This window comes from Streptococcus sp. NSSLK0004 (genome assembly GCF_059039125.1).
In genome coordinates, this window is sequence record NZ_CM180142.1 from 1,508,218 (window position 1) to 1,532,376 (window position 24,159).

A 24,159-nucleotide genomic window follows, 5' to 3' on the forward strand; every position below is an offset into this window, starting at 1 on the left:
GAATGTTCCCACCATGGAACATTCTTTGTTTTTAGGAGAGTATTAGTTTGAATGCCAAATATCTTGGTTGTACTGTTCAATGGTACGGTCAGATGAGAAGAATCCTGCTTTGGCGATGTTGTGAACAACTTTCTTGTTCCAAGATTCTTGATCTTCGTAATCTGCAAAGACTTGCTCTTTGACTTCAATGTACTCCGCCAAGTCAATCAAGGTCATGAACCAGTCTTTAGAGATCAATTCATGGTGCAAGCGTGCAAGACGCTCTTCATTACCGAGGGCAAGCACTTCATCGCTGACGATAAAGTCTACCGCACGTTTGATGTTGGCATCGCCATTGTAGTAGTCTGCAGATACGTAACCAGCCTTGTCGTACAAGTCGATAATAGTATCTGAGTCCTTACCAAATATGTAAATATTGTCCATGCCAACCAACTCTGCAATCTCAACGTTGGCACCGTCCATAGTACCAAGTGTCAAAGCACCGTTGAGCATGAATTTCATGTTACCAGTACCTGATGCTTCTTTTGAAGCGAGTGAGATTTGCTCAGAAATATCTGTCGCAGGGATGAGTTTTTCAGCAACAGTTACATTGTAGTTTTCAACCAAATGAACATTGAGGTATTTATTTACTTCTGGATCATTATTGATCAACTCTGACAAGCAAAGAATCAAATGAATGATGTCTTGAGCGATAATATAAGCTGGGGCTGCTTTACCACCGAAGATAACAGTGATTTTACGTTTTGGCAAGTTGCCGTTCTTGATTTCAAGATACTTGTGGATGACATACAAGGCATTCATTTGTTGGCGTTTGTACTCGTGGAAACGTTTGATTTGTGTATCGATGATAGAGTTTTCGTCCAATTCAATACCCTTGTTATCTTTGAGGTAACGTTTCAAAGCCAATTTATTATTGAATTTGATTTCAGCCAACTTAGCATGAACTTCCTTGTCATCAGCAAATGCAAGCAATTTCTCAAGCTTAGTTGCATCTGTCAAATAGTCATCGCCAATCAATTCCTTGATGTAGTCAGCAAGGTCTTGGTTAGCAAATTCCAACCAACGACGGAAAGTGATACCGTTTGTTTTATTGTTGAATTTTTCTGGATAAAGCTCGTAGAAAGCTTTCAATTCAGAGTTTTTAAGAATTTCTGTATGGAGCGCAGCTACACCGTTGACTGAGTTTGAGAAGTGGATATCCATGTGAGCCATGTGTACACGACCTGATTCATCAATGATTTGGACTGCTGGGTCTTTGATTTCTGCACGAATAAGGGCATCCAATTCTTTGATGATTTCAACCAAGTGTGGCACCACTTCTTCAAGGAACTCAAGTGGCCATTTTTCAAGTGCTTCCGCCAAGATAGTGTGGTTTGTGTAACCAGTCATATTCTTAACAATCGCAACAGCTTCTGCAAATTCAATACCATGTTTTTCAGTCAAAAGACGAATCAACTCAGGAATCACCATTGATGGGTGCGTATCGTTGATTTGAACATAAGCATAGTCTGCCAAGTCATGTAAGTTTGACCCACGCTCAATCGCTTCATCAATCAAGAGTTGTGCGGCGTTTGATACCATGAAATATTGTTGGTAGATACGAAGCAATTCACCATTTTTATCTGAATCATCTGGGTACAAGAAGAGGGTCAAGTTTTCTTTGATGTCTGTCTTGTCAAATGAGATGCCATCTGTAATCAAGTCATAGTTGACAGACTCGATGTCAAACAAGTTAAGGTAGTTCTTAGTCTCTTTTTTATAGCCAAGAATATCAAGACGATCCAATTTTGATTTCAAAGTGAAGTTTTTAAATGGCACGTCATAGCTGATATCTGTAGGGATCAACCAAGAATCATTTTCAATCCAGAAGTTTGGTTCTGCATCTTGTTGGTTGTCTTTAAAGACTTGACGGAAAAGACCACAGTGGTAGTTAAGACCAACACCTTCACCGTTGATACCAAGTGTTGACATAGAGTCCACAAAACATGATGCCAAACGTCCAAGACCACCATTACCAAGAGATGGTTCTGGTTCAACATCTTCAACTTGTGCTAAAGATTTTCCAGCAGCTGCTAATTCCGCTTGAATATCTTTGTAAACACCCAAGTTAATCAAGTTGTTTGACAAGAGTTTACCAATAAGAAACTCAGCTGAGATATAGTAAACTTTACGTTTTCCAGTGTTTTTTGGTTTTGTCGCTGCTTCAGCTTTGACATAGTTCAATAATTGAAGATAGATTTCTTCATTGGTCATTTCAGTTAGTTTCTTATTTGTTTTGCTTTCTGCAAATGTTGTAAAGTTATTCATGATTTTCATTTCCTCGTTGATATAATGTTGTCATTTTGACTAAGAAGTCTTTGCGTTCTTGGGTTAAATCTTCGGCTTTCATCCGCCATTCCCAGTTGCCACCAACAGTTGAAGGCATGTTCATGCGGCTTTCTTCGCCCAAGTCAAGAACATCTTGCATGGTCGCAATAGCTGTGTCGCTGACAGTGGCAAAGAGTGTTCGAAGCATGGCTTGGGTCACTGGTTCAATCGGCTTTCTGTTGGTATAGGCATCTACAAACTCCTGTTGTTCAGGTTCAAGATTGTTGTACCAACCGTTCACAACCTCATTGTCATGAGTACCTGTATAGGCGACAGAGTTTGGTACGCAACGGTGTGGGATGTCAATGCTCTGTCCAGTCACATCGAAGAAGCCAAATTCTAGGATTTTCATGCCTGGGTAGCCACAGTCTGCAAGCAATTTGCGAGCTTTTGCATCAATATTTCCAAGGTCTTCTGCGATAATCGGTAGATCCCCAAGAGTTTCTTTAACCGCCTTGAAAAGATTGTAGCCTGGACCTGGCTCCCAAGTACCAACCTTGGCAACTTTAGCATCTCCTGCTACCTGCCAGTAATCTGAGAAACCTTTGAAGTGGTCAATTCTCAAGACATCGTAGAGTTTGAAGCTCTCGTGAATACGGTAAATCCACCAGTTGTAGCCAGTTTTTTCATGTTGCTCCCAATCATAGAGAGGATTGCCCCACAATTGACCATCTGCCGAAAAGTTGTCAGCAGGCACACCTGCCACATAAAGTGGATTTCGCTCGCTATCTAATTTGAAGAGCTGTGGCTTGGTCCAAACTTCCACACTATCTGCAGAGACATAAATCGGCATGTCTCCGATAATCTTAATGTGGTTTTGATTGGCATATTCTTTTAGCTGTTTCCACTGGCTAAAGAAGAAATATTGAGTGACTTTAAAGTAATCAATTTGGTCTGCCAATTCCAAGCGGTATTTTTCAAGAGCTTCTTCATTTCGAGCAACAACTTTCTTGTCATCCCATTCTTGTAAGGCCTTGTTACCGAAGTGTTCCTTGATTGCCATAAATTCTGCATAGTCGTTTAACCATGAAGAATTAGCTTTTTCAAATTCTTGAAAAGCAATCTTGCGCTTATCATCGCTCAAAAAGTTTTTTACAGCTCTTTCCAAAATTGGACGACGAGCCTCATATATCAAGGCGTAGTCCACTTTTTCTGGATCATCTCCAAAGTTCACATCTTGGTAATCAAAATTAGCTAATAAATCTTCATCTGCTAATAAGTCAAAATCAATTAAATGTGTATTTCCTGCAATGGCAGAAAATGATTGATAAGGTGAATCTCCGTAACTTGTCGTTGTGAGAGGAAGGAGCTGCCAGTAGGTCTGCTTGGTTTCGACCAAGAAATCTACAAAGTCATAGGCAGGCTTTCCAAAAGTACCGATACCAAACTTACCTGGAAGTGAGGTAATATGCATTAAAATTCCACTGGTACGATTCGCCATAAAAACGTTTTCCTTTCTTTCGATTACAATGATAGTTTAACGCAAACGTTTGCACTTGTCAAGGATTTATACAATATTTTTTGAAAGTTTTACGTAAAAGCTGTCAAGAACTCGTAAAATATATCATATACCTACATTTCTCTAAAAAGAAAAAACAAAGAAAATCCGAGTTTAATTCTCGAATTTTCTATATTATTCTATAATTTTATGAAAAGGTTTGCTCTTTTATTTGGATAGTTCCATCAACAACATCTGCTTCTAGGTGTTTGACTTCAACATTATCCAAATAGAAGTCTGTCACCTTATCACGGATTTGATTTTCAATCACGCGACGCATAGGACGAGCTCCCATTGCCTGGTCATAGCCTGCTTCCATCAAGAATTCTTTGGCTGCATCCGTCACCTCTAGACTAATTCCCTTCTTAGCCAAGGTCTTGTTGACCTGTGCCAGCATCAATTCTACGATGGCTTTGAGATCTTCTTTATCTAAGTGTTTAAATTCAATAACCCCATTGAAACGGTTGAGAAATTCTGGACGGAAGTAAGGAGAAATGCGGTCCATAATAGCCACTTTCTCATCAGTCACTGGCACATCATAACCAAAGCCCGCATTTGAAGTAGCAATGATAATGGTGTTTTTAAAGTTGACTTGGTTGCCCTGACCATCTGTCAAATGCCCATCATCTAGCACTTGCAAGAGAAGGGTAATCACTTGTGGATCTGCCTTTTCAATCTCATCTAAGAGAACAATAGAGTACGGATTGCGACGTACACGCTCTGTTAGCGTATGAGAATTATCATCATACCCGACATATCCTGCTGTGGTACCGATTAATTTGGAAACTGCTGTCCGGTCGCTGTATTCAGACATATCCAGACGAATAATGGCATCCTTATTACCAAACAAGTCTAGAGCTAGTTGTTTAGCCAACTCTGTTTTACCAACACCAGTCGGACCAACAAAGAGGAAGGAGCCGATTGGACGGTTACCATCATCAAAGCCTGCACGATTACGACGAATGGCACGGGATACTGCTTCCACTGCATCATCTTGACCGATTACATTTGTGGCTAAGCGATTTTTCAAGTCCTTGAGGCGTTCGATATCAGAAGCTCCCATTTGAGAAACTGGAATACCTGTCATGCGTTCAACTGCCTGAGCCACATCATTGACACTTGCTACAACCTTTTGGCTTTCCGTATGGTTATCAATCTGCTCTTGCAATTGGTCAATACGGACCTTTTCATTCAAGGCTCTTTCGTAATCCTCTTTTTCTGCTGCTTCTAACTGCATACGTTTGGCTTCAGCCATCTCTGTTTCCAAGGTCTGAATATCTGTCACAGGGTGTTGGGCAGCCAAGTGTGCCGCCGTCACATCGATTAAGTCAATGGCCTTATCTGGCAAGCAGCGCTGTGGAATGTATTGAACTGAATAATCAACTGCAGCTCTTAAAACCTCATCTGGCAATTCAATATTGTGATGAGCTTCGTAGAGCGGTTTGATCCCTTTCAGGATTTGATAGGTATCTTCTGCGGACGGAGCATTAACCTTGACTTCATTGAAACGACGGGCCAAGGCAGCATTTTTGTGAATGGTGTTGCGGTATTCATCTTGTGTGGTCGCTCCAATGACGGTCAACTCACCGCGAGAAAGAGCTGGTTTGAGAATATCTGCCAATCCCTTGGAACCAGAATCCCCACCTGTGCTACCTGCTCCTAAAATCTGATGAATTTCATCGAAGAAGAGAATGATATTACCTGCTTTTTTGACCTCGTCCACAAGATTTTGGACATTTTCTTCAAATGCTCCACGGTACTGGGTACCTGCTTCCAAACCTGAGATGTCGATGGAAATAATTTCCTTATTCTTAATAGCTGCTGGCACATCTCCATTAACAATAGCCTGAGCCAATCCTTCGACCACCGCAGTTTTCCCAACACCAGCATCACCAACAAGAACAGGATTATTCTTAGTCCGACGTGCCAAAATTTCAGATGTTTCTTGGATTTCCTTATTGCGTCCAATGACTGGATCCAACTTACCTTCACGCGCATCTTGTGTCAAATTGCGACCCAGTTTTGCAAGAATTCCGTCTGACTTTATCTGACCTTTAGCCTGTGTTTGAGCCACTTCTTCTCTTTGTGGTAATTGACCAGTCTGGCGGTAGATAGCAAATTCTTCCGGTGTCACTTCACGACCATTTATAGAATACCGACGCCGTTCTGTGCTGTATCCTCCCATGTTCCCCATGAGTTGATTGAAAATATCGTCCATATTGCTAAAGTTGTTGTAATTGTTGTTCATAATAGTTACCTCGTTTAAAATTGTGATGTGTTTAATTGACTAAAACTGACCTTTGTGTGATAAAAAAATTTAATTTCTAGTAGGGAATAATCCTATCTTTCATAGCAACCTCCTTAGAAGTTTATTTGTCCTTTACTGATCAATTGGTCCAAAAGAAAATCAAATTCGAAATTTGACTTTAACTGACCTTTCAATCAAAGAATTCGTAAGGATGATACCTTACGAATTCTATTTTATACCATTGGTCAGTAAAAGTCAATAGTTTTGTTTGACTTTTTTATAAAAAAGATAGAAAAGCCAACATACTCCTCCCATCTTATTTGGTTAGATAGATGTTCAAATAGTAAATTCTTTCAAACTATCAAAAAGACTGGATTTGCTCCAGTCCTACATGACAATCACATTAAAGTGGTGGTTATCCAAGTCAGTAAAGCTTGCACCATAGAAACCGTAGGCATCTGTCGGACGACCTATAACCTGACCTCCGTTAGCCTCTACACGCTCTATCAAGCTATCCACTTCTTCTTTAGTCGTAACATTGATTGAAATCAGCACCTCATTCCCACTAGTTGCTACCTGAAAGGGAACACGCTGGGAAAAGGTATCGGTCTGCATCAAGATTAGGTTGCCACCTTCTGGCAGAGTCGCTGACTTGATGTCTCCGAAAGTCGCCACAGAAAAACCAACTGCTTCATAAAATTGACCCGCTTTTTCAAGGTCTGCTACTGCTAGGTTCATCCAAAATGATTTCATCTTTTTCTCTTTTCTAGTTGATAGACCTAGTATAGACCTTTACTTACCTTTGGTCAAAAATTTGGTCTTTTGTTTGGACCATAGCAGAGCTAAACCGATGATAGCAAGGGAAACTGGCAAGAGTTGAATAGGGAAGAAGAGACTGATAAAAATCCCTGCTAACCACTCCTTGCCCAAGAGCCCAATAGCCATTGACAAACTCACAACCAATACGACAAATAAACTATCAAACTGTGGGAAAATCTGTGCTACTGCAAAACCTTGTAAGAAAGCCGCAAAGGTAATCGGGAAAATATCCCCACCCGTCCAGCCTGACCAGATACTGAGGTCTAAGAAAAGAAGTTTTCCAAAGGATAGGAGCAACAATAGCAAGACAGGTGTTTGCAAGCCCAGCTCAACAAGGTCATGCAGACTATGCTGTCCCGAAAAGAGCAAAATGGGCGACCAGGTCATGACCAGAAAGGTCGCAAGAACTCCCAGTCCCAGTTGTAAAAATAGGGAAAGGTGCAACTTGTCTAAAAATGCCTTCAACCAGTTGCTAAGATAGGTATAGCCCTTACCCAGACCGTAGCCCCAAAGACAAAGCGGGACAAAAATCAGCAAATCTTGCCAAGACCAACCGGTCTGACCTAACTTTGTCACAAATGAAGGCTGATCAGTCAAACGCATTAAAATCCAGAAAACAAACAAGCCATTGGCAATCAGGAGATTGCGCAGCCCTTTTCCAGTCCCTTTCTGATAGTCTGGATAGGCTAACAGGTACTGACTGGGACTAAATAGCCACGCCAGTTTTTTCCAAAAAGATAGTGCTCCAAAATCCGTCCAATGTTGATGCAGGTAACGGAGTTTATCTGCCTGCCAGATAGACAGAGCAATGACGGCACCCAGCAAGGTTGCTTCGGGACCGACACCTGCTCCTGACAAAAGAATGAGGAGGGCAAGAGTGGCATCGTGCCAAGTCTGAGCATAGGAAACCGTCTGCTTACTTCCTAATTCATGGAGAAGGTCATGACTGGTACGTGGGAGATTGCCCCAATGCTTCTTGAGCTGATAAACTGCCCAAAAGAGTAGGGTCAGTACCACTAGGCGATAGACCCAACCTAGATGAAAACTGTGAGGCAGGGTTTCCCATAGTAAATAGCTCCCTAGCTTTTCTGCCATGATAAAGAGATAGGATAAACCTGCAATCAAACTACTATAGACTAGACCTAGCAAACCCAATAAAATTCCTTGTTTTTTCACTATTCTCTCCAATCTTGTAAAACGGGATAGTCCCCTATCCCGTCCCTGTTTTATTTTACTTTGAAAAATTGTACAAGACTGACAACACCTTGGTAGATAAAGACCATTGCGATGGTATAAGTCACAAACAAGCCTGTCATCACTGGATGAGCCATCATAATCACAGCAGCCACTATTCCCAAGATTCCCCATAGGAGAAGATTGTTTCCTAATTTCTTATCTTCTTTTTTCACCTTGAGTGCAATCATGGTACGGGTAATTCCGTTTGACAAAGCCCAGAATGAGAAGATAAATGGAATAAAGGTAACCATTTCGATAAAGCTGCCGGACATCAACGATAGGGCTAAGATGAGGATGATAATCCCGTTAGCCAAGGTCCAACCATGCTTCTCTTCTGCTTTCACATAGTGAACAATTTCCGAAATACCATGGATCCCAAAGATAATCGCAAACAATAGGGTCATAGAAACCAGGCTCAAACCTGGATTAGCCATTGTATAGACACCTGCAAGAATAGACAAAATCCCTGCTACTAATAAAAACCATTTCCAGTTTTTAGACATAAGAATCTCCTTTTCTCTATGAGGGTGGTTAGTCCTCTAAAATACCATAAATCATCAATTCCAACACCTTAACCAGCTGGTCTTGATAGTCGGTAGCGAGGGTGGCCAAACTTTTATCCGATGACATACTCAGATAGTAACTCCTGAACATATCTTGGATGAGCCTTAGATAAGCCATAGCCTGCTTTTGCTCCATTCCAGCCTTGAGGGTTGAACTTGATATCAATTTAAGACATACCTGCTCATTGAGGTCTTCAAATACTTGTTTCTGAGGAGCCAGATCTTCCTCCAGATCCTTTGGTGTCGCAATCATAGCTTCAAAAAAAATGTGACTATGAAGGGGATACTCCTGATAGAAACGGTGGCGGCGCTCCACATAGGTCTGTAGGCTAGGGATAGTACCCGTATCACCTATCAGCACCGACATGGCCTTTTGAAAACTCTCTTGTGCACAGGCGAGGTAGAGATCTGCTTTTCCTGAAAAGTTATGATAGAGAACTCCTTTGGAAATCCCATGCTGCTTACAGAGTTCATTGATTCCAAATCCCTCATATCCTTTGGTGGAAAATTCTTCCATAGCGGCAGCAATAATCTGTTTTTGACGGAGTCGTGTCTTTTCTTCTTTTTTCATCTGCTTTCCTCTTTCGATCATTTATTATAGACCAATCGGTCTATAATCTCAACCATCCCTTACAAAAAAAATGGGAGTGGGAAAGAACTTGACAAATGAAAAAAAGTTCGTCTTCCCACCCCCGCACAGTTGATTAGGTCAGATTTGAAGTGTGAAACACGAGCAAATCTGACCTAATCAACCACTGCGCTGAGATGTTGACACGAACTTTGAGAAGGGGAGCTGGGCTTAAGCCTAGCCTAAATTATATAAGTTATTAAGCATTTGCAGGAGCCAACCTTTGTCTATTTCCTTGTTGCTTTAATCCCTTTGAAAAGCATTTGAAGAAAACAATCCTCACTCTGCATCATCTGCAAACAAAATTCTTCAAACGATGCTACTCCTTGAGGTATGGTTAAGCCCAGTTTTTCAACCACAACCTCCTCACTCCTTGATTTCCCAGCTCCCTCTAGCAATTCATACCGCCGATTCCCTTCCTTATTTCCACTATTTGGAAAGAGATAAAATCCTTTTCTAGCATCAAATCGATACATATAAGCAACTAACTGCAGGTAGTCCGCTCCTTTAATATTCTCAATCGGCTTATACTTGGCATCCGCTACGATTGATTGTTCCGATAGGGAAACAAAGTCTGGATAAATTCGCCCGTTTCCACCTTTAAACATGGAAAAACTACCACTTTTAGCCTTGTTCCGCGGATGGAGAAAATCTGGTCCAAGCAATGTTGCCAGATATTCCTCCCAAAGCCAGGCCACATCAAAGAGCACCCCTTGAATCTTTTGTTCACTTTGTCCAAAACCTTGTTTTTCTCCCTTTAAGATAAGGAGGCAGAGTTTCTGAAGGGCACCATATTCATGAAAATAAGCATGACGGACAGGTGTCCGATGATTTGCAAAGATTACCTTACTTCTATCAGCTAATCGATAAGTTGGAGTGGCTTCTATGACAGCTTCGACATTCTCTCTATCTTTGGCTTGAAATAGTAGAGAACCGTGAATAAGTGAACTCGATTTTATAAACTCAATGGTGTGGCGAACCAGTTGCAGAAGATTAGTATCATACGAAAACTCTCTGGTCCTGTAAGCAAATTTTCCTTCAAAAGGCGTACTTTTGTTCAGTTGACCGGCTACATCCAAGACTCCCTTGATATTTGAATCATGATAGGAAAACCGACGGTACTCTTTGTATAAACCCTTTCTTAAGGCTGCTTGCAAAAAAGAAGGAAAGAGATAAACTAACAATCGATAAAATTGTTGTTCGACAGAAAGTGATGCGTCCAGATTAGTCACATTCAGATGAAGAACTTTTTGTAACATGTAATGCAAAAAATAATCTTTCTTATCACCTTGGGTGAAGCGGGAGTGAATGGTTAATCTTTCTTCCTTGCTTCCTATAAAACCAACGATATTCCCTGTCCGTAGAGAATGATCAACTGTTTCAAAAATTTTATCTGACCTATCGAGGTCGGAAATATCTTGCCAATCCATAGGAAACAAGAAAAGCCCCTGTTCTTTTGCTAAACTTTCTAAACTCCTATCCACCAACTGTTTTGTTAATATGGGGTAATTTTTTTGGAAATCCTCTTTGGAAATCTGTTGCTGATTATCTCTAATCCACATAATCCATTTCCTCTAAGCAATCAAAAGCTACCTTCAACTCTTTCAACTGCTCTGCCTCTTGATAGGTTCCACGAAGGTATTCTTCCAACAATGGCTGTAAATAATCCTGCCATAGAATTTCATAATCATAGCCAAGTTCAGGCAGTTTTAGAAAATAGGATGGTCCGACATGGTAGTTTCGATTGAGGTCAGCTACATTTTCGATGGCCTCATTAAGCTTGGTCAAGCGAAGGCTAGCTTGAGGAATTTCACTGGCATCCAACTGCCCATCCCACATACCCAGACTTTCTGCAGCAGTTATTTCAACAAAGCGGAAACGGCGTCGCATGGCAAAATCAAAACTATCGACAGAACGATCAATATCATTCATTGTGCCAATGATATAGACATTTTCAGGAATAAAGAACTTTTCTTCCTCTTCATACATATTGGCATACTGGGTCGAAATTTCTCCCTTCTTGCCGCGGTAGCCAGGGTCAACGGCATAAAATAATTCTCCAAAAATCTTGGAAATTTCTCCACGGTTGATTTCATCGATAATGAATACAAATTTTTTATCAGATTGTATATCTTCAGGAGCCTTGTATGGTTTTAAATCAAACTTATCTGTCATTTCTTTAATAATGGCTTTACGATAGGTATCCAATCCGCCTTTTGGAACCCCCGGCAAGCCACGATAGACATTGTAACATTGTTTGCGGTTAAAAAAGAGACTACTTGAATTTTTCTCCGTTACACCTGTCATGCCCCCTTTTACATAAGCAACTAAATTCATCGGCTTTCCTGTGAGGGTTTTCATTTTGTAGGCGTCTGGCTCATCAGAAACAGCCTCCCAGAATTTAGCCCAAGCTTCCTCAAAGTTATCTTGCCCCCCTGATTTTGACGAATCAATTGCCTTTTGACAAAACTCTTTGAAAATACCAGGTTTGATATCAAACTTTATCTCTCCAGAGTCATCTTTAACTGGACGCAAACCCTCCACAAAGTCCGTATAATCATAAGAGGGATGGAACTGGACAAAGCCGATTTGGTCTTCATTTCCCGTTAACTCCTCCGCAACCTGTTTAGCTAGGTAGGTTTTTCCAGTACCAGGAGCACCACGGAGGATGAGGTTGTGGGAAGTTAATAGAGTCGCCGTCAAAGTTGATTTCATATCTATCCTTTCTTTTTGACTTAGAAATTGAAGGTATTCTTTTGCAAAAACAGTGACTTTAAAATTGGCAAATTCTGCACTATTAGTATTTTGTAGATTTCTCTTCCTTACTACTTTGCTGATTGCTTTCTTATGCTCTTGACAGATGTCAACAATCTGTTCATGTGCCTTTTGGAAAGAGGTGGCTGAAAGAGAAAATAAATTTTCTGGGAAAGAACGAATGAGCGAGATTTCTTCTTCAGAAAGTGTCTCGATTTCTAGCAATAATTCTTTGATTGGAGATATCCGAATAGTTGCATCCTGGTAATTCTCACCTTTTAACCATGAAATTTTAGAATCAACAGATTGCCAACCCGTTTTCCCTTTTTTAACCTTCTCTTGTTCAATCCAATGCCTGAATTCTTGCTCATGAAAATCAGCCAAACTTTGTCTACTTTTTCTAATGCCTTCATAAGATTTTCGGATGAAAGGTAAGATTGTATTCATATCATCTTCAGACTGTATGTAGTACTCAGCGTCAAGTGACCACCCACTTTTTGGGGAAACAAGTCGAAAAACTTTTTTATCCTCATCAGATAAGAAGCGAGATAACACAAAGATTTTTACTCGATTTTTTTGGAAATGAATTTCAACAAAATTTTGTAACTTTCCTTTTTCATTTTGAACTTGAAAGGCTGTGTAACTGGTCGTTTCATTCTCTACTGAGGTTGGAAACTCTTCCCTTATCTTGCTCAGTACAACTTCTTTATCCATCTCTATTTCTCCTCTCATCTATTGTTACTACAAAAAGTTCCTACTATGTCATTATATCATAGCAGGAACTTTATTATCTAATAAATCTTATACAAGAACTGGCAATTCTTCCCCAATCACTTCCAAGCGTTCTGCCCATTCTTGACGAGTCAAGCCGTTTTCAGTGATGTAACGGTTGCGTTCGTGGGCACGGCATTGGCTAGAGCAGCCACGAACATACTTGTGCTCGTTCTCTTCTGATGTCAAGATCCGACGGTTACAGAATGGATTTCCACAGTTGACATAGCGCTCACATGGAGTGCTATCAAACCAGTCCTTACCAACAACAACTGGGTCTACATGGTTAACATCAACCGCGATGCGCTCGTCAAAGACATACATCTTACCATCCCACAATTCGCCACGAACTTCTGGATCTTTACCGTAGGTTGCGATACCACCGTGCAATTGACCAACATCTTTATAGCCTTCACGGACCATCCAGCCTGAGAATTTCTCACAGCGGACACCACCAGTACAGTAAACCACTACACGCTTGTCCATGAATTTTTCCTTATTATCACGCACCCATTGTGGTAATTCACGGAAGTTGCGGATATCTGGGCGGATTGCACCACGGAAGTGACCAAGGTCGTATTCGTAATCGTTACGAGTGTCAAGGACAACGGTATCTTCATCCAAGAGAGCTTCTTTGAATTCTTTTGGTGACAAGTAAGCACCGGTTGTCACAAGTGGATCAATATCGCTGTCGAAGTCATTGTCTTCTAAACCAAGGTGAACAATCTCTTTCTTGTAGCGAACAAACATTTTCTTAAAGGCTTGTTCATTTTCTTCATCAATCTTAAACCACAAATCGCTGAAAAGCGGATTAGCATGAACGTAATCCATATATTTCTGTGTGGTTTCATAATCACCAGAAACTGTACCATTGATACCCTCGTCAGCAATCAAGATACGGCCTTTGAGGCCGATTGATTTACAGAAGGCCAAATGTTCAGCAGCATATTCTTTGGCATTTTCAATAGGAACATATTTATAGTATAACAATACGCGAATATCTGTAGACATGGGATTCTCCATTTTCTCTATATTATAAAAATCTGTCATTTCTAATAAATGAATCCTTTTCATTATATCCTCTATAGGCAGAAAAAACAAAGATATTGACCAGAAAATGACAATCTTATACCTGCTTTGTTATACCTTTACAGCTACTGAAATCTGCAGCTCTAAAACTAGAACGCCGTTCATGTCAGCCGATTCGGTGATTTTTTTGAATCCGAAAATAAAGAAACCACGTTTCAAACTATCACTCTTGTGATTGATAGGTGGTAGACTGAAAACTTCCACTGGAGATTTTCACTCATCGAAGCAACAAAAGATTACCTAAAAACAACGCTTTGGTAATCTCACCATTCAAAAAAGTCCTCTCATATTAAACGAAAGGACTTTGGGCTCTAGGCTACAATGGCCTTCGCTACTTCTTCAGTAGTCATGCGTGAGAAGTAGTGAGTGGTGTCGATTTCTTGTAATTTTGCGAGAACATCTACATACTCATAGCGAGTGCCGACCAGCAAGTCTTCGATGTCTGATACATCACCAATTCCGAAGAAATCTCCGTAAATCTTGATGGATTCGATGACGGATTTTTCAGCCTTGATGTAGGTCGTGATTTTACCAGCTGGGTAACGAACACTACGCTCAACCGTGTATTCTGGTGTTTGACCGTAGGTCCAATCCCATGTCGCAAATTGCGTATCACGGATTTCTTGGATACGGGCCAAGTCGTCTTCTGACAAGACATACTCGTCCATGTCTGGGTATTCTTGCTTCATCTGGTTGAGGATAGCATCTTTGAACTCCAAGACGGTCATCTTCTCTGGCAATTCGTTGTTGATGTTGGTCACACGGGCACGGACTGACTTAACACCCTTGGACTCAATCTTGTCCTTGCTGACCTTGAGGGCACTTGCCAGGACTGACATATCCACATCAAAAAGCAGACAACCGTGGTGCATCATGCGCCCTTTAGCGTAGGCTTGGGCATTACCACAGATTTTCTTGCCATCGATCTCCAGGTCATTACGGCCGGTGAAATTCGCCTCAACACCCAATGTTGCCAAAGTATCGATAACTGGCTTAGAGAAGGTCTTGAAATCAAAAGCTCCCTCGTCTGCCTTATTAGATATAATGGTATAGTTGAGGTTGTTGAGGTCATGATAGACAGCGCCACCACCTGACAGACGGCGAACAACATGGATGCCCTTTTCGTCTGTGAATTCCTTGTTGATTTCTTCAATGGCATTCTGATGCTTACCGATAATGATGGCAGGCTCATTGATCCAGAGAATAAAAATTTCGTCAATATCTGTTAATTCCTTGAAGGCATAGGCTTCGAGGGCAATGTTATAAGCTGGGTCATTGCTGTTGTTTACGATGTATTTCATGCAAAACTCCTTTATTGTTAACTAATTTTTATTATAGTGGAAACGATAACAAAAGACAAGCCCGAAGACCTGTCTTTCAAACATTATTCCACATCAGCTCCGTTTGTAGCAATAGCTGTTTTATAACAAAGGAATGAGGTTCTTGGCATAGTTTAGATACATACGCCTGCTCTGTTCTTTTTTCACTCAAAGGAGAATCGACCCTCCCTTGTACTCGTTTTTGAGTATCAAAGAAGGCTTCACTGTGAAACAATAAGTAAATTGTTTCGCTACCCTATCTCCCTGTTTCACACTGTTAATTCAATTTGGATATCCTCAAAACCTAGAATACAAGATTCATAGTAACCATCTCCAGTAACTCGTGGGCCACTGAGAAGCTGATAACCCGCTGCGACCAATTGCTCAGTCAATTCATTCACCGCTTCTTCACTTCCCAAACTAAAGGCTAGATGAATCAGCCCCAAGTGATTGAGCTGGCTAGGCTTGTCCACCACATCATCTCTAGTCATAATTTCAAGACGAGCTCCATCTTCAAAAGTCAGGAAATAGGATTTAAAACTTGTTTTTGTATTATGATAGAGTTGATTGGACTTTGCACCGAAATAAGTTTCAAAGAAATTCCGCATTCCTTCTAGGTCTTGAGCATAGATAGCAAGATGTTCAATTTTCATTCGATTTTATCCTCCCTTAAAGAAAAACGGCACACTGCCGTTTTTCTTATTCTACGTCTTTACCATTGCTGGCGATGACTGTTTTATTCATCTGATTATTTACGTTTTGGTGGGTTGTGAATCGCAACACCAAGCACATCAAGGAAGGCTTCGTACATCACTTCCGAGAAGGTTGGGTGACCGTGGATGGATGCTGCCACGTCATCAACTGTCAACTCAGATTCCATGATAGTTGCTGCTTCGTTGATCATTTCAGCTGCAACTGGACCGATGATGTGAACACCAAGAATTTCATGGTATTTCTTATCAGCAATCACTTTGACGAAACCATGTGCTTCGTTAGAAGCGATCGCACGACCGTTACCAGTGAAGCTGTTGCGACCGATAAGGATGTTTTCTTTACCGTATTTCTCGATAGCTTGATCTTCTGTCAAACCAACCATAGCGATTTCTGGGTGTGTGTAAACCGCTGCAGGTGTGAAGTCCAACTTAGCCTTGTGGTGGTTACCGTGGATCGCATTTTCAGCTGCCACTTCACCCATACGGTAAGCAGCGTGTGCCAACATCTTGGTACCGTTGACATCACCTGGTGCGTAGATACCTGGGATAGATGTTTCTTGGTATTCGTTGACCTTGATACGACCGCGGTCTAGTTCAAGGTTAAGATTTTCAAGACCAGCCAATTGTGGTACACGACCGATTGAAAGAAGGGCTTTTTCAGACACAATTTCTGAGCCGTCATTCAACTTGATGGTCAATTGGTTGTTGGCTTCAACGATTTCAGATACACCAACAGATGTCAAGAATTTCATACCTTTCTTAGAAAGGACTTTTTGCAATTCAACTGAAACTTCACGGTCCATACCTGGAATGATACGGTCAGCCATTTCAACAACTGTTACTTCGGTACCGTATGATGCGTAAACCAAACCAAGTTCCACACCAACTACGCCACCACCCATAACAGTGAGTGACTTAGGAATTTCACGAAGATCAAGAATATCGTCAGAAGTCAATACCAACTTAGAATCGATACCTGGGATGTTGATGCGTGATACTTTCGAACCTGTTGCAAGAACAATGCTGCGACCTTTGATAACCTTGTCGCCAATCACAACTGTTTTGTCAGGGTTTACTTGACCAAGACCGTTGAAGATCGTTACCTTGTTAGCTTTCAAGAGACCAGCTACACCACCTGTCAAGGTCTTGACAACCTTGTTCTTGAAGTCAACAGTCTTATCCATGTCTACGGTGTAGTTAGTTGAAGCAAGGTTGATACCGCGCTCAGCTGCAATCTTCAAGCCGTCAAGGATTTCAGCGTTCTTAAGGTAGGTCTTAGTTGGGATACATCCCTTGTTCAAGCAGGTACCACCAAATTCTGACTTCTCAACGATTGCGATTTTACCGCCCAATTGAGCACCACGAATAGCAGCGTAGTAACCAGCAGGACCACCACCAACAACAACCATGTCGTACTCGTCAGCTGCCAATTCAGCCTTAGGAGCTTGTGGAGCTACTGCAGGAGCTGCAGGTACTTCCAAACCAGCTGCTTTCAAGTCGGCAGTTGCTTGAGCAACTTCAGCTGGAGCAGGTGCAGCACCTACTTCAACTGTCTCACCTTCTGCACCAAGGTAAGCAATCACTTCTGTTACAGGAACAGTAGCACCGTTACCGTGAACGATTTTTAAGAGAACACCTGACTCTTCTGCTTCCAATTCCATGCTAGTCTTGTCTGACATCATCTCCAAGATAACATCACCTTCGTTGACAAAATCACCCTCTTGTTTTTTCCACTCGATGATTTCGCCTTCTTGCATATCTACACCAAGTTTAGGCATAATAATTTCAATTGCCATAGTTATGATACAAAGAACGTCAAATGCGACAGAATTTTAGGAGTCCAACGTAGGATGTTTGCATCCAAGGCGGACTATCTAAATTCCGAAGCATTTAGTTCGTGTTCAAATGTCACGAACTCGTTCTACATCCTTTCTTTGTTTTTTATCTTTACCAAATTGAGCACAGGCTAAAAACCTATTGAAAAAGATAAATCGCCTCGTGCCTCAAGGCACATCGTTGATTTCCTATTTTCATACGGTTTTCTTAACGCCTTTTGCATCTTATCTTAAATCAACAATTCCAATGGGTTTTCCAACAAGTTCTTCAAGTCAACCATGAACTTGGCACCATTCATACCGTCAACGATACGGTGATCAATGGTCAAGCAGAGTGCCATGATTGGACGGATCTTAATTTCGCCGTCGATAACAACTGGTGTTTGAACCGTTGCTGCAACACCAAGGATTGCTGAGTTTGGTTGGTTGATGATTGGGTTAAAGGTCTTGGTACCAAACATACCCAAGTTGGTGATAGAGAAGGTTGATCCTGACATTTCAGCACCCTTCAACTTACCAGATTGAGCCTTCTTGATGACATCTTTCGAAGCCACCACGAAGTCAGACAAGCTCATCTTATCTGCACCGTGAACAACTGGCACCACCAATCCTTCATCCAAACCTACCGCGATACCAAGGTTGACAAACTTGTGCAACTCGATTTCCTGTGCATCGTTAATCAAAGATGCGTTCATGTAACGGTGTTCTTCTTTCATCAAAGTACGAACAACCGCAAGACCAATCAAGTCTGTAAAGGTTACTTTCAAACCAGTCTTGTTCATGATAGGCTCAAGGACTTGCTTACGCAATGCCATGAGGTTGGTCATGTCGATATCGTAGTTAAGCGTAAAGGTTGGAGCTGTTAAGTAAGAGTTGACCATACCTTTTGAAATTGCCTTACGCATTGGGCTCATCTTGATGATTTCAACGCCTTCTGGCAATTCTTTAGCTGGTTTCTCTTCAGCTTTTGGTGCTGGTGCAACAGCTTCTACAGCTGCAGGAGCAAGTACTGCAAGAACGTCGTCCTTGACAATCTTACCATTGACACCTGAACCTGTAAGGGTTGACAAGTCAACACCTTGGTCTGCTGCGATACGGGCTGCAAGCGGAGTTGCTTTTGGAGCTGCTCCCTTGAAGTCTTCAACGTCAACCTTGTGGACACGGCCGTTAGCACCTGTTCCTGGAACAAGACCCAAGTCAATTCCAAGCTCACGCGCCAATTTACGTGCTGCAGGAGTCGCACGAACCTTGCCACCACCTTGAGGTTTGGCAGCCGCTGCAGGAGCAACGATTACAGGTGTACGACCTGCAGGCACTTCTTCGATTGCTGCAGCTGGCTCAACAACTGGAGCAGATGAAGCACCAGCTTCAACCGATTCGCCTTCAGCACCCAAGTAGGCAATAACCTCAGTAACTGGGACGGTAGCACCGTTTCCATGAACAATTTTTAATAGGACGCCTGACTCTTCTGCTTCCAGCTCCATACTGGTCTTGTCAGACATCATTTCCAAGATGACATCGCCTTCGTTGACGAAATCGCCCTCTTGTTTTTTCCACTCGATGATTTCACCTTCTTGCATGTCCACACCGAGCTTAGGCATAATGATTTCAATAGCCATTATTAAGATACCAAGTCCGAACAGAAAACGACTGAATCTAGGAAATCGTCGAAAATCCTGATTTTCGTAACGATTTCTCTTTTTTCCGAGTTTTCCGGACGGGTTCAATTCCTTTCTTTCAGTTTCCTACGTTCCCAATAAACCAGACCTATTCCCTAGTCGGTTCAAGTTCTGGTTGCATTCTTTCAAACAGGGACTGGACGGTTGCCCGTCCTTCCGTTCTGGATTAACCTCTGTTTACTTGCTTGTAGATTGCCGCTTTGATTTTCTCTACGTTTGGCAATACTGCGTTTTCAAGAATGTTTGCGTAAGGAACTGGTACATCGTCTGAAGCGATACGAATGATTGGTGCATCCAAGTAGTCAAAGGCTTCGCTTTCTGTGATGATTGATGCGATTTCACCAATGAAACCACCTGTTTTGTAAGCATCGTTCACCAAGATAACCTTACCAGTTTTCTTAACAGATTCGATAATCAATTCTTTATCCAATGGGATAAGAGTACGTGGGTCAACCACTTCTACGCTGATGCCTTCTGCAGCTACTTCTTCAGCCGCTTTCAAGGCACGTTCCAACATACGACCGTATGAAATGATGGTTACATCTGTACCTTCACGTTTGATTTCACCTTTACCAAGTGGAATGTAGAAATCAGGATCCAAGTTAACTTCTTCTTTCTTACCGTAAAGTGCTTTAGGCTCCAAGAAGATAACTGGGTTGTTGTCAAGGATAGATGACTTCAAGAGACCTTTTGCATCGTTCGCTGTACCTGGTGCAACCACCTTGATACCTGGGATGTGGGTCAACCAAGCCTCAAGAGATTGTGAGTGCTGTGCCGCTGAACCGATACCTGATCCAGATGCCACACGGAAGGTTACAGGTGTTTTCAAACCGCCACCAAACATGTAGTTGGTTTTCGCAGCTTGGTTAACAATCGCATCAAGGGCAATTGTTACGAAGTCCATGAAGGTCAAGTCAACGATTGGACGAAGACCTGTTTGAGCCGCACCAACCGCAGAACCAGCGATTGCTGCCTCAGAGATAGGCGTGTCGCGAACGCGTTTGGGACCAAATTCGTCCAACATACCAACAGATGTACCGAAGTCACCGCCGTAGATACCGACGTCTTCACCCATCAAGAATACTTTTTCATCCTTACGCATTTCTTCGCTTTGAGCCAAGTTAATCGCTTCACGCAAGGCCATTACTTTTGTTTCAGCCATTTTTTACTCCTAATTTATATCAATTTATCTATACTGTACCAAGGAAAACCAAACAATTACCACAATGTAATTGTCTATAGTCCCTGCTTAAGACACCTTAGTTTGACTTTCCCTTCAACTCTGATGTTACTTACGACACGGAGACTATTCAGCCGATATTGCTGAATAGACGAAGTTAGCTTCAAACTTTTGGGAAATGTTTGAAGGTCTTCCCGATAGGGAGAACTTTGTTCTCCTCCTGTAAGTAGGTAGTCCACCTTGGTGAGCTACCCTAGTTTGACTTGCTCTTTAGAGCTTAGTCAAACTTCTTACGTTAGTAGTTGGGTTCAGACTAGAGGCTTGGAAAAATAGATGAGCCATTAGTGATGTCCACATCACTAGCTGACTCCCTAATTTTTCTGTGCCTCTTTAACGTCTTCACACCCTAGTCTACAAACACGTCTTCGTAAGCTACTGAGATGTCTGGATCTGGGCTTTCTTGTGCGAATTTCACAGATGCTTCTACCTGTTCTGCAACTTGTGCTTCGATTGCATCCAATTCTTCGTCTGTCGCAATCTTGTTTTCTGTCAAGTATTTACGGTATTTCTTAAGTGGGTCTTTTGCTTTCCACTCGTTAACTTCTTCTTTTGTACGGTAAACACCTGCATCGGCAGTTGAGTGACCAAACCAGCGATATGACTCGACCTCAACCATTGCTGGTCCGTTACCTGCACGAACGTACTCGATGACTTCTTGCATTTTCTCATAAACGGCAATGACATCGTTACCATCTTCAACATAGTGACCAGGCATACCGTATGCAGCAGCACGTTGGTAAAGGTGAGGAATCTTAGTCGAATAAGAAATATCTGTTGAGATACCGTAACGGTTGTTTGTAATGAAGAAGATAACTGGCAAGTTCCAAACTGCCGCCAAGTTCATTGATTCATGGAAGGAACCTTCGTTAGTAGCTGAATCACCTGAGAAGGCAATAACAATGTTATCTGTACCAAGATATTGTTGCGTAAGGGCTGCACCAACTGCAAGGGCATAACCACCACCTACGATACCGTTTGAACCAAAGTTTCCTTTTTCAACGTTTGCCAAGTGCATAGAACCACCACGACCTTTTGATGTACCAGTTGCCTTACCAGCAAGCTCAGCCATCATGCCATTGATGTCAATACCTTTTGCAATAACGTGACCGTGACCACGGTGGTGTGAGAAGATAATGTCCTCATCTGTCAATCCTGCAATTGGACCAACCGCTGCAGCTTCTTCACCAACTGAGAAGTGAGTCATACCTTGTACGAAGCCACGACGCACCAATTTGTTCAATTTCATATCAACATCACGGATTTGTTGCATTTTTAAGAACATGTCCAAATGTTGTTCTTTTGAGATAGATACCATAATTTCCTCCAAAGGTTTTCTCGTTCTGCTCTATGATAGACCAATATTTCACAAATGGCAAATAATTGAACCGTTTTCTATTCCACAACTAAAATGCCTCAACCTATTGACGTTAGTGTATTTTTTCACAATCCAATTATCTTATTCATCTTTTTGTTTGATATTTTTTTCACAAACTTTTCCGACTGTTGAAAGCCAAATCATTTTGTGCTAAGATGAAGTCAGGAGGTAGATATGGACTTTGATTTTTTCCTACTAATTTGTAACTACATTGGAAGTACCGCCTTTGCCGTATCAGGTGTTGTCAAGGGGTTTAAGAAAAAATTGGATATTTTTGGAATTACCTTGCTAGCTATTCTTACTGCAGTTGGTGGTGGAATCATTCGGGATATCATGCTTGGAAAAATTCCGGCAGCTCTGAAAGAACCGTCCTCCATCTATTTATCCATCGGCGTTTCTCTGATAATGTATCTAATTGTTATCTGTAAAAAGCAGGACACACCCCGTGACAACCAACTTTATCGCTATCTAAGTAAGATAAATTTAATCTTTGATGCGATTGGGTTGGTTATCTTTGCTCTTTTGGGAGCTAGCGCTGGCATCGAATCCAACTTGAATAGTATGGCAACTGGTATTTTAGCCAGTCTAACAGGTGTTGGTGGCGGTATTATCCGTGATCTGCTCGTCAATGAAACCCCTTCTGTACTAAAAGAAGATATCTATGCCTTACTCGCATTTCTCACTGGATTGAGCTACCACATCTTGGTCCTCCAATTCCATCTACCTCGTATTCCCAGCTTTATTAGCTGCTTCGCCTTTTTCCTAATCCTTCGTCTCTTGATCATTAAATACAACATTAACCTACCAAATATGGATCGCACAAAATAAGACTTGAGCCTGCTCAAGTCTTATTCTTATTTCTTACCAGCCACCGTGACCGTCAGGAGCTGCACCTGGACCTGTAGCTGTAATTTCCGTGATTTGCTCACCATTGACTGTTACAGTACCACCTGTAAACTCAACCGTTCCATCAAAGTCAAATGCTGATTGCGCTGTGACATCAATTGTACCACCTGAGATGTAAATATCACCATTAGCATCAAAAGCATCTGTATCACCACTACCCACTGCTACTTTGAGATTGCCACCTGTCACCTTGATAAAGATATCAGATGAAATTGTACTTGCTGCATTGATTGCATCATCAGAACCGTACACATCCAAGGTACCACCGTTGATAGTAATATTTGTTCCCTCAAGGGCTTCAAGCGATTCCGATACCGTGATATCTCCACCATCAATTGTCAATGCCATTTCAGCCTTAATACCATCGTCACCGGCAGCTACAGTAATTGTACCGCCTGTGATGGTTGTATAACCCTTAGTCGTATCTGTATCATTGGTTGATTTTATACCGTCTCCACCTGCTGTCACATCAATTGTGCCACCATTGATAGTCATAGAATCCTTACCGCGGATACCATCATCTACTGCAGTTACTTTAATATTTCCTGCATTGATTACCAAATCATCGGTTGATACGATACCATCTTGGAAGTTTGCTTCTACTGTCAAGCTACCATTACCAGTAATGGTCAAATCTGCTTCTACGTGAATTGCCCCTTCGATATTGGTGTCTGAGTGAGTGCTCGTATCTTTAACTATATTTTCTGTACCGTCTTGCAACTCGATTTCAACATTGTCTGCTGAAATAACATTGATTGCCGCTGTATCTGAACTTGAAATAGTTGCACCAGCCAAAATGATACGAACATTTGCATCTGTTTCAACCGTCACACCGCCTGTTGTTGAACCGGTTAAAACATAAGTCCCTCCCTCAGTAATTTTCAAACCGTCGTTTGACAGCGTCACTTCTGTAGTTGGAAGAGCTGACCAGTCGATTGAAGAACTTGTATCAGACGTTGCTGATGTATTGCTAGTCGTCACAGCGGTTGATGACGTTGTTCCTGATGAAGAGCTATTGTTGGTCGCAGTCGAACAAGCTGCCAGAACACTAATGCTGAATAGAGTAATTGTTGAGTAAAGCCATTTTTTCATAGGTTTTGATGATTTCATGTAAATATA

General features: G+C 41.7%; 18 protein-coding genes. 1 reads left to right on the forward strand and 17 read right to left on the reverse strand.

Translation table 11 applies throughout. The annotated features are described in order from the left end of the window. Positions 1–42: 42 nt before the first annotated feature. The 16 genes from glgP to AC4CS8_RS07910 all read right to left on the reverse strand — a co-directional run bounded on the left by glgP (position 43) and on the right by AC4CS8_RS07910 (position 22,074). Complete coding sequence (glgP, locus tag AC4CS8_RS07835) at positions 43–2,307, reverse strand: glycogen/starch/alpha-glucan family phosphorylase (RefSeq protein WP_493892695.1); 2,265 nt, start codon at positions 2,305–2,307, stop codon at positions 43–45. Continuing rightward, complete coding sequence (gene malQ, locus AC4CS8_RS07840) at positions 2,300–3,808, reverse strand: 4-alpha-glucanotransferase (RefSeq protein ID WP_493892696.1); 1,509 nt, start codon at positions 3,806–3,808, stop codon at positions 2,300–2,302. Before malQ ends, glgP begins: the two co-directional genes overlap by 8 nt. A gap of 205 nt (positions 3,809–4,013) precedes the next feature. Continuing rightward, positions 4,014–6,113 (reverse strand): ATP-dependent Clp protease ATP-binding subunit, encoded by a 2,100-nt coding sequence (locus AC4CS8_RS07845; protein ID WP_493892697.1) that lies wholly within the window; start codon positions 6,111–6,113, stop codon positions 4,014–4,016. A 387-nt stretch (positions 6,114–6,500) separates the two neighbouring features. Beyond that, positions 6,501–6,866, reverse strand: a complete 366-nt coding sequence (locus tag AC4CS8_RS07850; protein WP_493892698.1) for a VOC family protein — start codon at positions 6,864–6,866, stop codon at positions 6,501–6,503. A gap of 39 nt (positions 6,867–6,905) precedes the next feature. Continuing rightward, positions 6,906–8,108, reverse strand: coding sequence for a chloride channel protein (locus AC4CS8_RS07855; protein ID WP_493892699.1), 1,203 nt, complete (start codon positions 8,106–8,108; stop codon positions 6,906–6,908). A 50-nt stretch (positions 8,109–8,158) separates the two neighbouring features. Next, positions 8,159–8,671, reverse strand: a complete 513-nt coding sequence (locus AC4CS8_RS07860; protein WP_493892700.1) for an HdeD family acid-resistance protein — start codon at positions 8,669–8,671, stop codon at positions 8,159–8,161. Positions 8,672–8,699: 28 nt separating this feature from the next. Further along, positions 8,700–9,302: a TetR/AcrR family transcriptional regulator gene (locus AC4CS8_RS07865; RefSeq protein ID WP_493892701.1), complete on the reverse strand. Its 603-nt coding sequence runs from the start codon at positions 9,300–9,302 to the stop codon at positions 8,700–8,702. A gap of 284 nt (positions 9,303–9,586) precedes the next feature. Continuing rightward, positions 9,587–10,921, reverse strand: a complete 1,335-nt coding sequence (locus AC4CS8_RS07870; RefSeq protein WP_493892702.1) for a 5-methylcytosine restriction system specificity protein McrC — start codon at positions 10,919–10,921, stop codon at positions 9,587–9,589. Then, positions 10,911–12,827 carry an McrB family protein gene (locus AC4CS8_RS07875; RefSeq protein ID WP_493892703.1) on the reverse strand — a complete coding sequence of 639 codons (1,917 nt, stop codon included), beginning with the start codon at positions 12,825–12,827 and terminating at the stop codon, positions 10,911–10,913. Before AC4CS8_RS07875 ends, AC4CS8_RS07870 begins: the two co-directional genes overlap by 11 nt. A gap of 87 nt (positions 12,828–12,914) precedes the next feature. Further along, positions 12,915–13,895: an oxygen-dependent tRNA uridine(34) hydroxylase TrhO gene (gene trhO / locus AC4CS8_RS07880; protein ID WP_493892704.1), complete on the reverse strand. Its 981-nt coding sequence runs from the start codon at positions 13,893–13,895 to the stop codon at positions 12,915–12,917. Between the two features lie 389 nt (positions 13,896–14,284). Next, positions 14,285–15,274: a lipoate--protein ligase gene (gene lplA, locus AC4CS8_RS07885; protein ID WP_105140666.1), complete on the reverse strand. Its 990-nt coding sequence runs from the start codon at positions 15,272–15,274 to the stop codon at positions 14,285–14,287. A gap of 287 nt (positions 15,275–15,561) precedes the next feature. Then, a complete protein-coding gene (locus tag AC4CS8_RS07890; protein WP_105095601.1) occupies positions 15,562–15,945 on the reverse strand; it encodes a VOC family protein in 384 nt (127 codons plus the stop codon). Positions 15,946–16,040: 95 nt separating this feature from the next. Further along, positions 16,041–17,801, reverse strand: coding sequence for a dihydrolipoyl dehydrogenase (gene lpdA, locus AC4CS8_RS07895; protein ID WP_461682367.1), 1,761 nt, complete (start codon positions 17,799–17,801; stop codon positions 16,041–16,043). A gap of 269 nt (positions 17,802–18,070) precedes the next feature. After that, positions 18,071–19,459 carry a dihydrolipoamide acetyltransferase gene (locus AC4CS8_RS07900; protein WP_493892705.1) on the reverse strand — a complete coding sequence of 463 codons (1,389 nt, stop codon included), beginning with the start codon at positions 19,457–19,459 and terminating at the stop codon, positions 18,071–18,073. A gap of 226 nt (positions 19,460–19,685) precedes the next feature. Then, positions 19,686–20,681, reverse strand: a complete 996-nt coding sequence (locus tag AC4CS8_RS07905) for an alpha-ketoacid dehydrogenase subunit beta (RefSeq protein WP_024376419.1) — start codon at positions 20,679–20,681, stop codon at positions 19,686–19,688. A 424-nt stretch (positions 20,682–21,105) separates the two neighbouring features. Beyond that, on the reverse strand, positions 21,106–22,074 hold the full coding sequence (locus AC4CS8_RS07910) for a thiamine pyrophosphate-dependent dehydrogenase E1 component subunit alpha (protein WP_104931150.1): 969 nt from the start codon (positions 22,072–22,074) through the stop codon (positions 21,106–21,108). 234 nt (positions 22,075–22,308) lie between these two features. Here AC4CS8_RS07910 and AC4CS8_RS07915 point away from each other — a divergent pair, with 234 nt between their 5' ends. Next, on the forward strand, positions 22,309–22,962 hold the full coding sequence (locus AC4CS8_RS07915) for a trimeric intracellular cation channel family protein (protein WP_493892706.1): 654 nt from the start codon (positions 22,309–22,311) through the stop codon (positions 22,960–22,962). Positions 22,963–22,995: 33 nt separating this feature from the next. Here AC4CS8_RS07915 and AC4CS8_RS07920 read toward each other — a convergent pair whose 3' ends face one another. Then, positions 22,996–24,150 (reverse strand): carbohydrate-binding domain-containing protein, encoded by a 1,155-nt coding sequence (locus AC4CS8_RS07920; RefSeq protein ID WP_493892707.1) that lies wholly within the window; start codon positions 24,148–24,150, stop codon positions 22,996–22,998. Positions 24,151–24,159 lie beyond the last annotated feature (9 nt).

Coding starts and splice junctions, on each gene's coding strand:
- glgP (WP_493892695.1), bottom strand. CDS start 2,307: ATGAATAACTTTACAACATTTGCAGAAAGCAAAACAAATAAGAAACTA.
- malQ (WP_493892696.1), bottom strand. CDS start 3,808: ATGGCGAATCGTACCAGTGGAATTTTAATGCATATTACCTCACTTCCA.
- AC4CS8_RS07845 (WP_493892697.1), bottom strand. CDS start 6,113: ATGAACAACAATTACAACAACTTTAGCAATATGGACGATATTTTCAAT.
- AC4CS8_RS07850 (WP_493892698.1), bottom strand. CDS start 6,866: ATGAAATCATTTTGGATGAACCTAGCAGTAGCAGACCTTGAAAAAGCG.
- AC4CS8_RS07860 (WP_493892700.1), bottom strand. CDS start 8,671: ATGTCTAAAAACTGGAAATGGTTTTTATTAGTAGCAGGGATTTTGTCT.
- AC4CS8_RS07865 (WP_493892701.1), bottom strand. CDS start 9,302: ATGAAAAAAGAAGAAAAGACACGACTCCGTCAAAAACAGATTATTGCT.
- AC4CS8_RS07870 (WP_493892702.1), bottom strand. CDS start 10,921: ATGTGGATTAGAGATAATCAGCAACAGATTTCCAAAGAGGATTTCCAA.
- AC4CS8_RS07875 (WP_493892703.1), bottom strand. CDS start 12,827: ATGGATAAAGAAGTTGTACTGAGCAAGATAAGGGAAGAGTTTCCAACC.
- trhO (WP_493892704.1), bottom strand. CDS start 13,895: ATGTCTACAGATATTCGCGTATTGTTATACTATAAATATGTTCCTATT.
- lplA (WP_105140666.1), bottom strand. CDS start 15,274: ATGAAATACATCGTAAACAACAGCAATGACCCAGCTTATAACATTGCC.
- AC4CS8_RS07890 (WP_105095601.1), bottom strand. CDS start 15,945: ATGAAAATTGAACATCTTGCTATCTATGCTCAAGACCTAGAAGGAATG.
- lpdA (WP_461682367.1), bottom strand. CDS start 17,801: ATGGCAATTGAAATTATTATGCCTAAACTTGGTGTAGATATGCAAGAA.
- AC4CS8_RS07900 (WP_493892705.1), bottom strand. CDS start 19,459: ATGGCTATTGAAATCATTATGCCTAAGCTCGGTGTGGACATGCAAGAA.
- AC4CS8_RS07905 (WP_024376419.1), bottom strand. CDS start 20,681: ATGGCTGAAACAAAAGTAATGGCCTTGCGTGAAGCGATTAACTTGGCT.
- AC4CS8_RS07910 (WP_104931150.1), bottom strand. CDS start 22,074: ATGGTATCTATCTCAAAAGAACAACATTTGGACATGTTCTTAAAAATG.
- AC4CS8_RS07915 (WP_493892706.1), top strand. CDS start 22,309: ATGGACTTTGATTTTTTCCTACTAATTTGTAACTACATTGGAAGTACC.
- AC4CS8_RS07920 (WP_493892707.1), bottom strand. CDS start 24,150: ATGAAATCATCAAAACCTATGAAAAAATGGCTTTACTCAACAATTACT.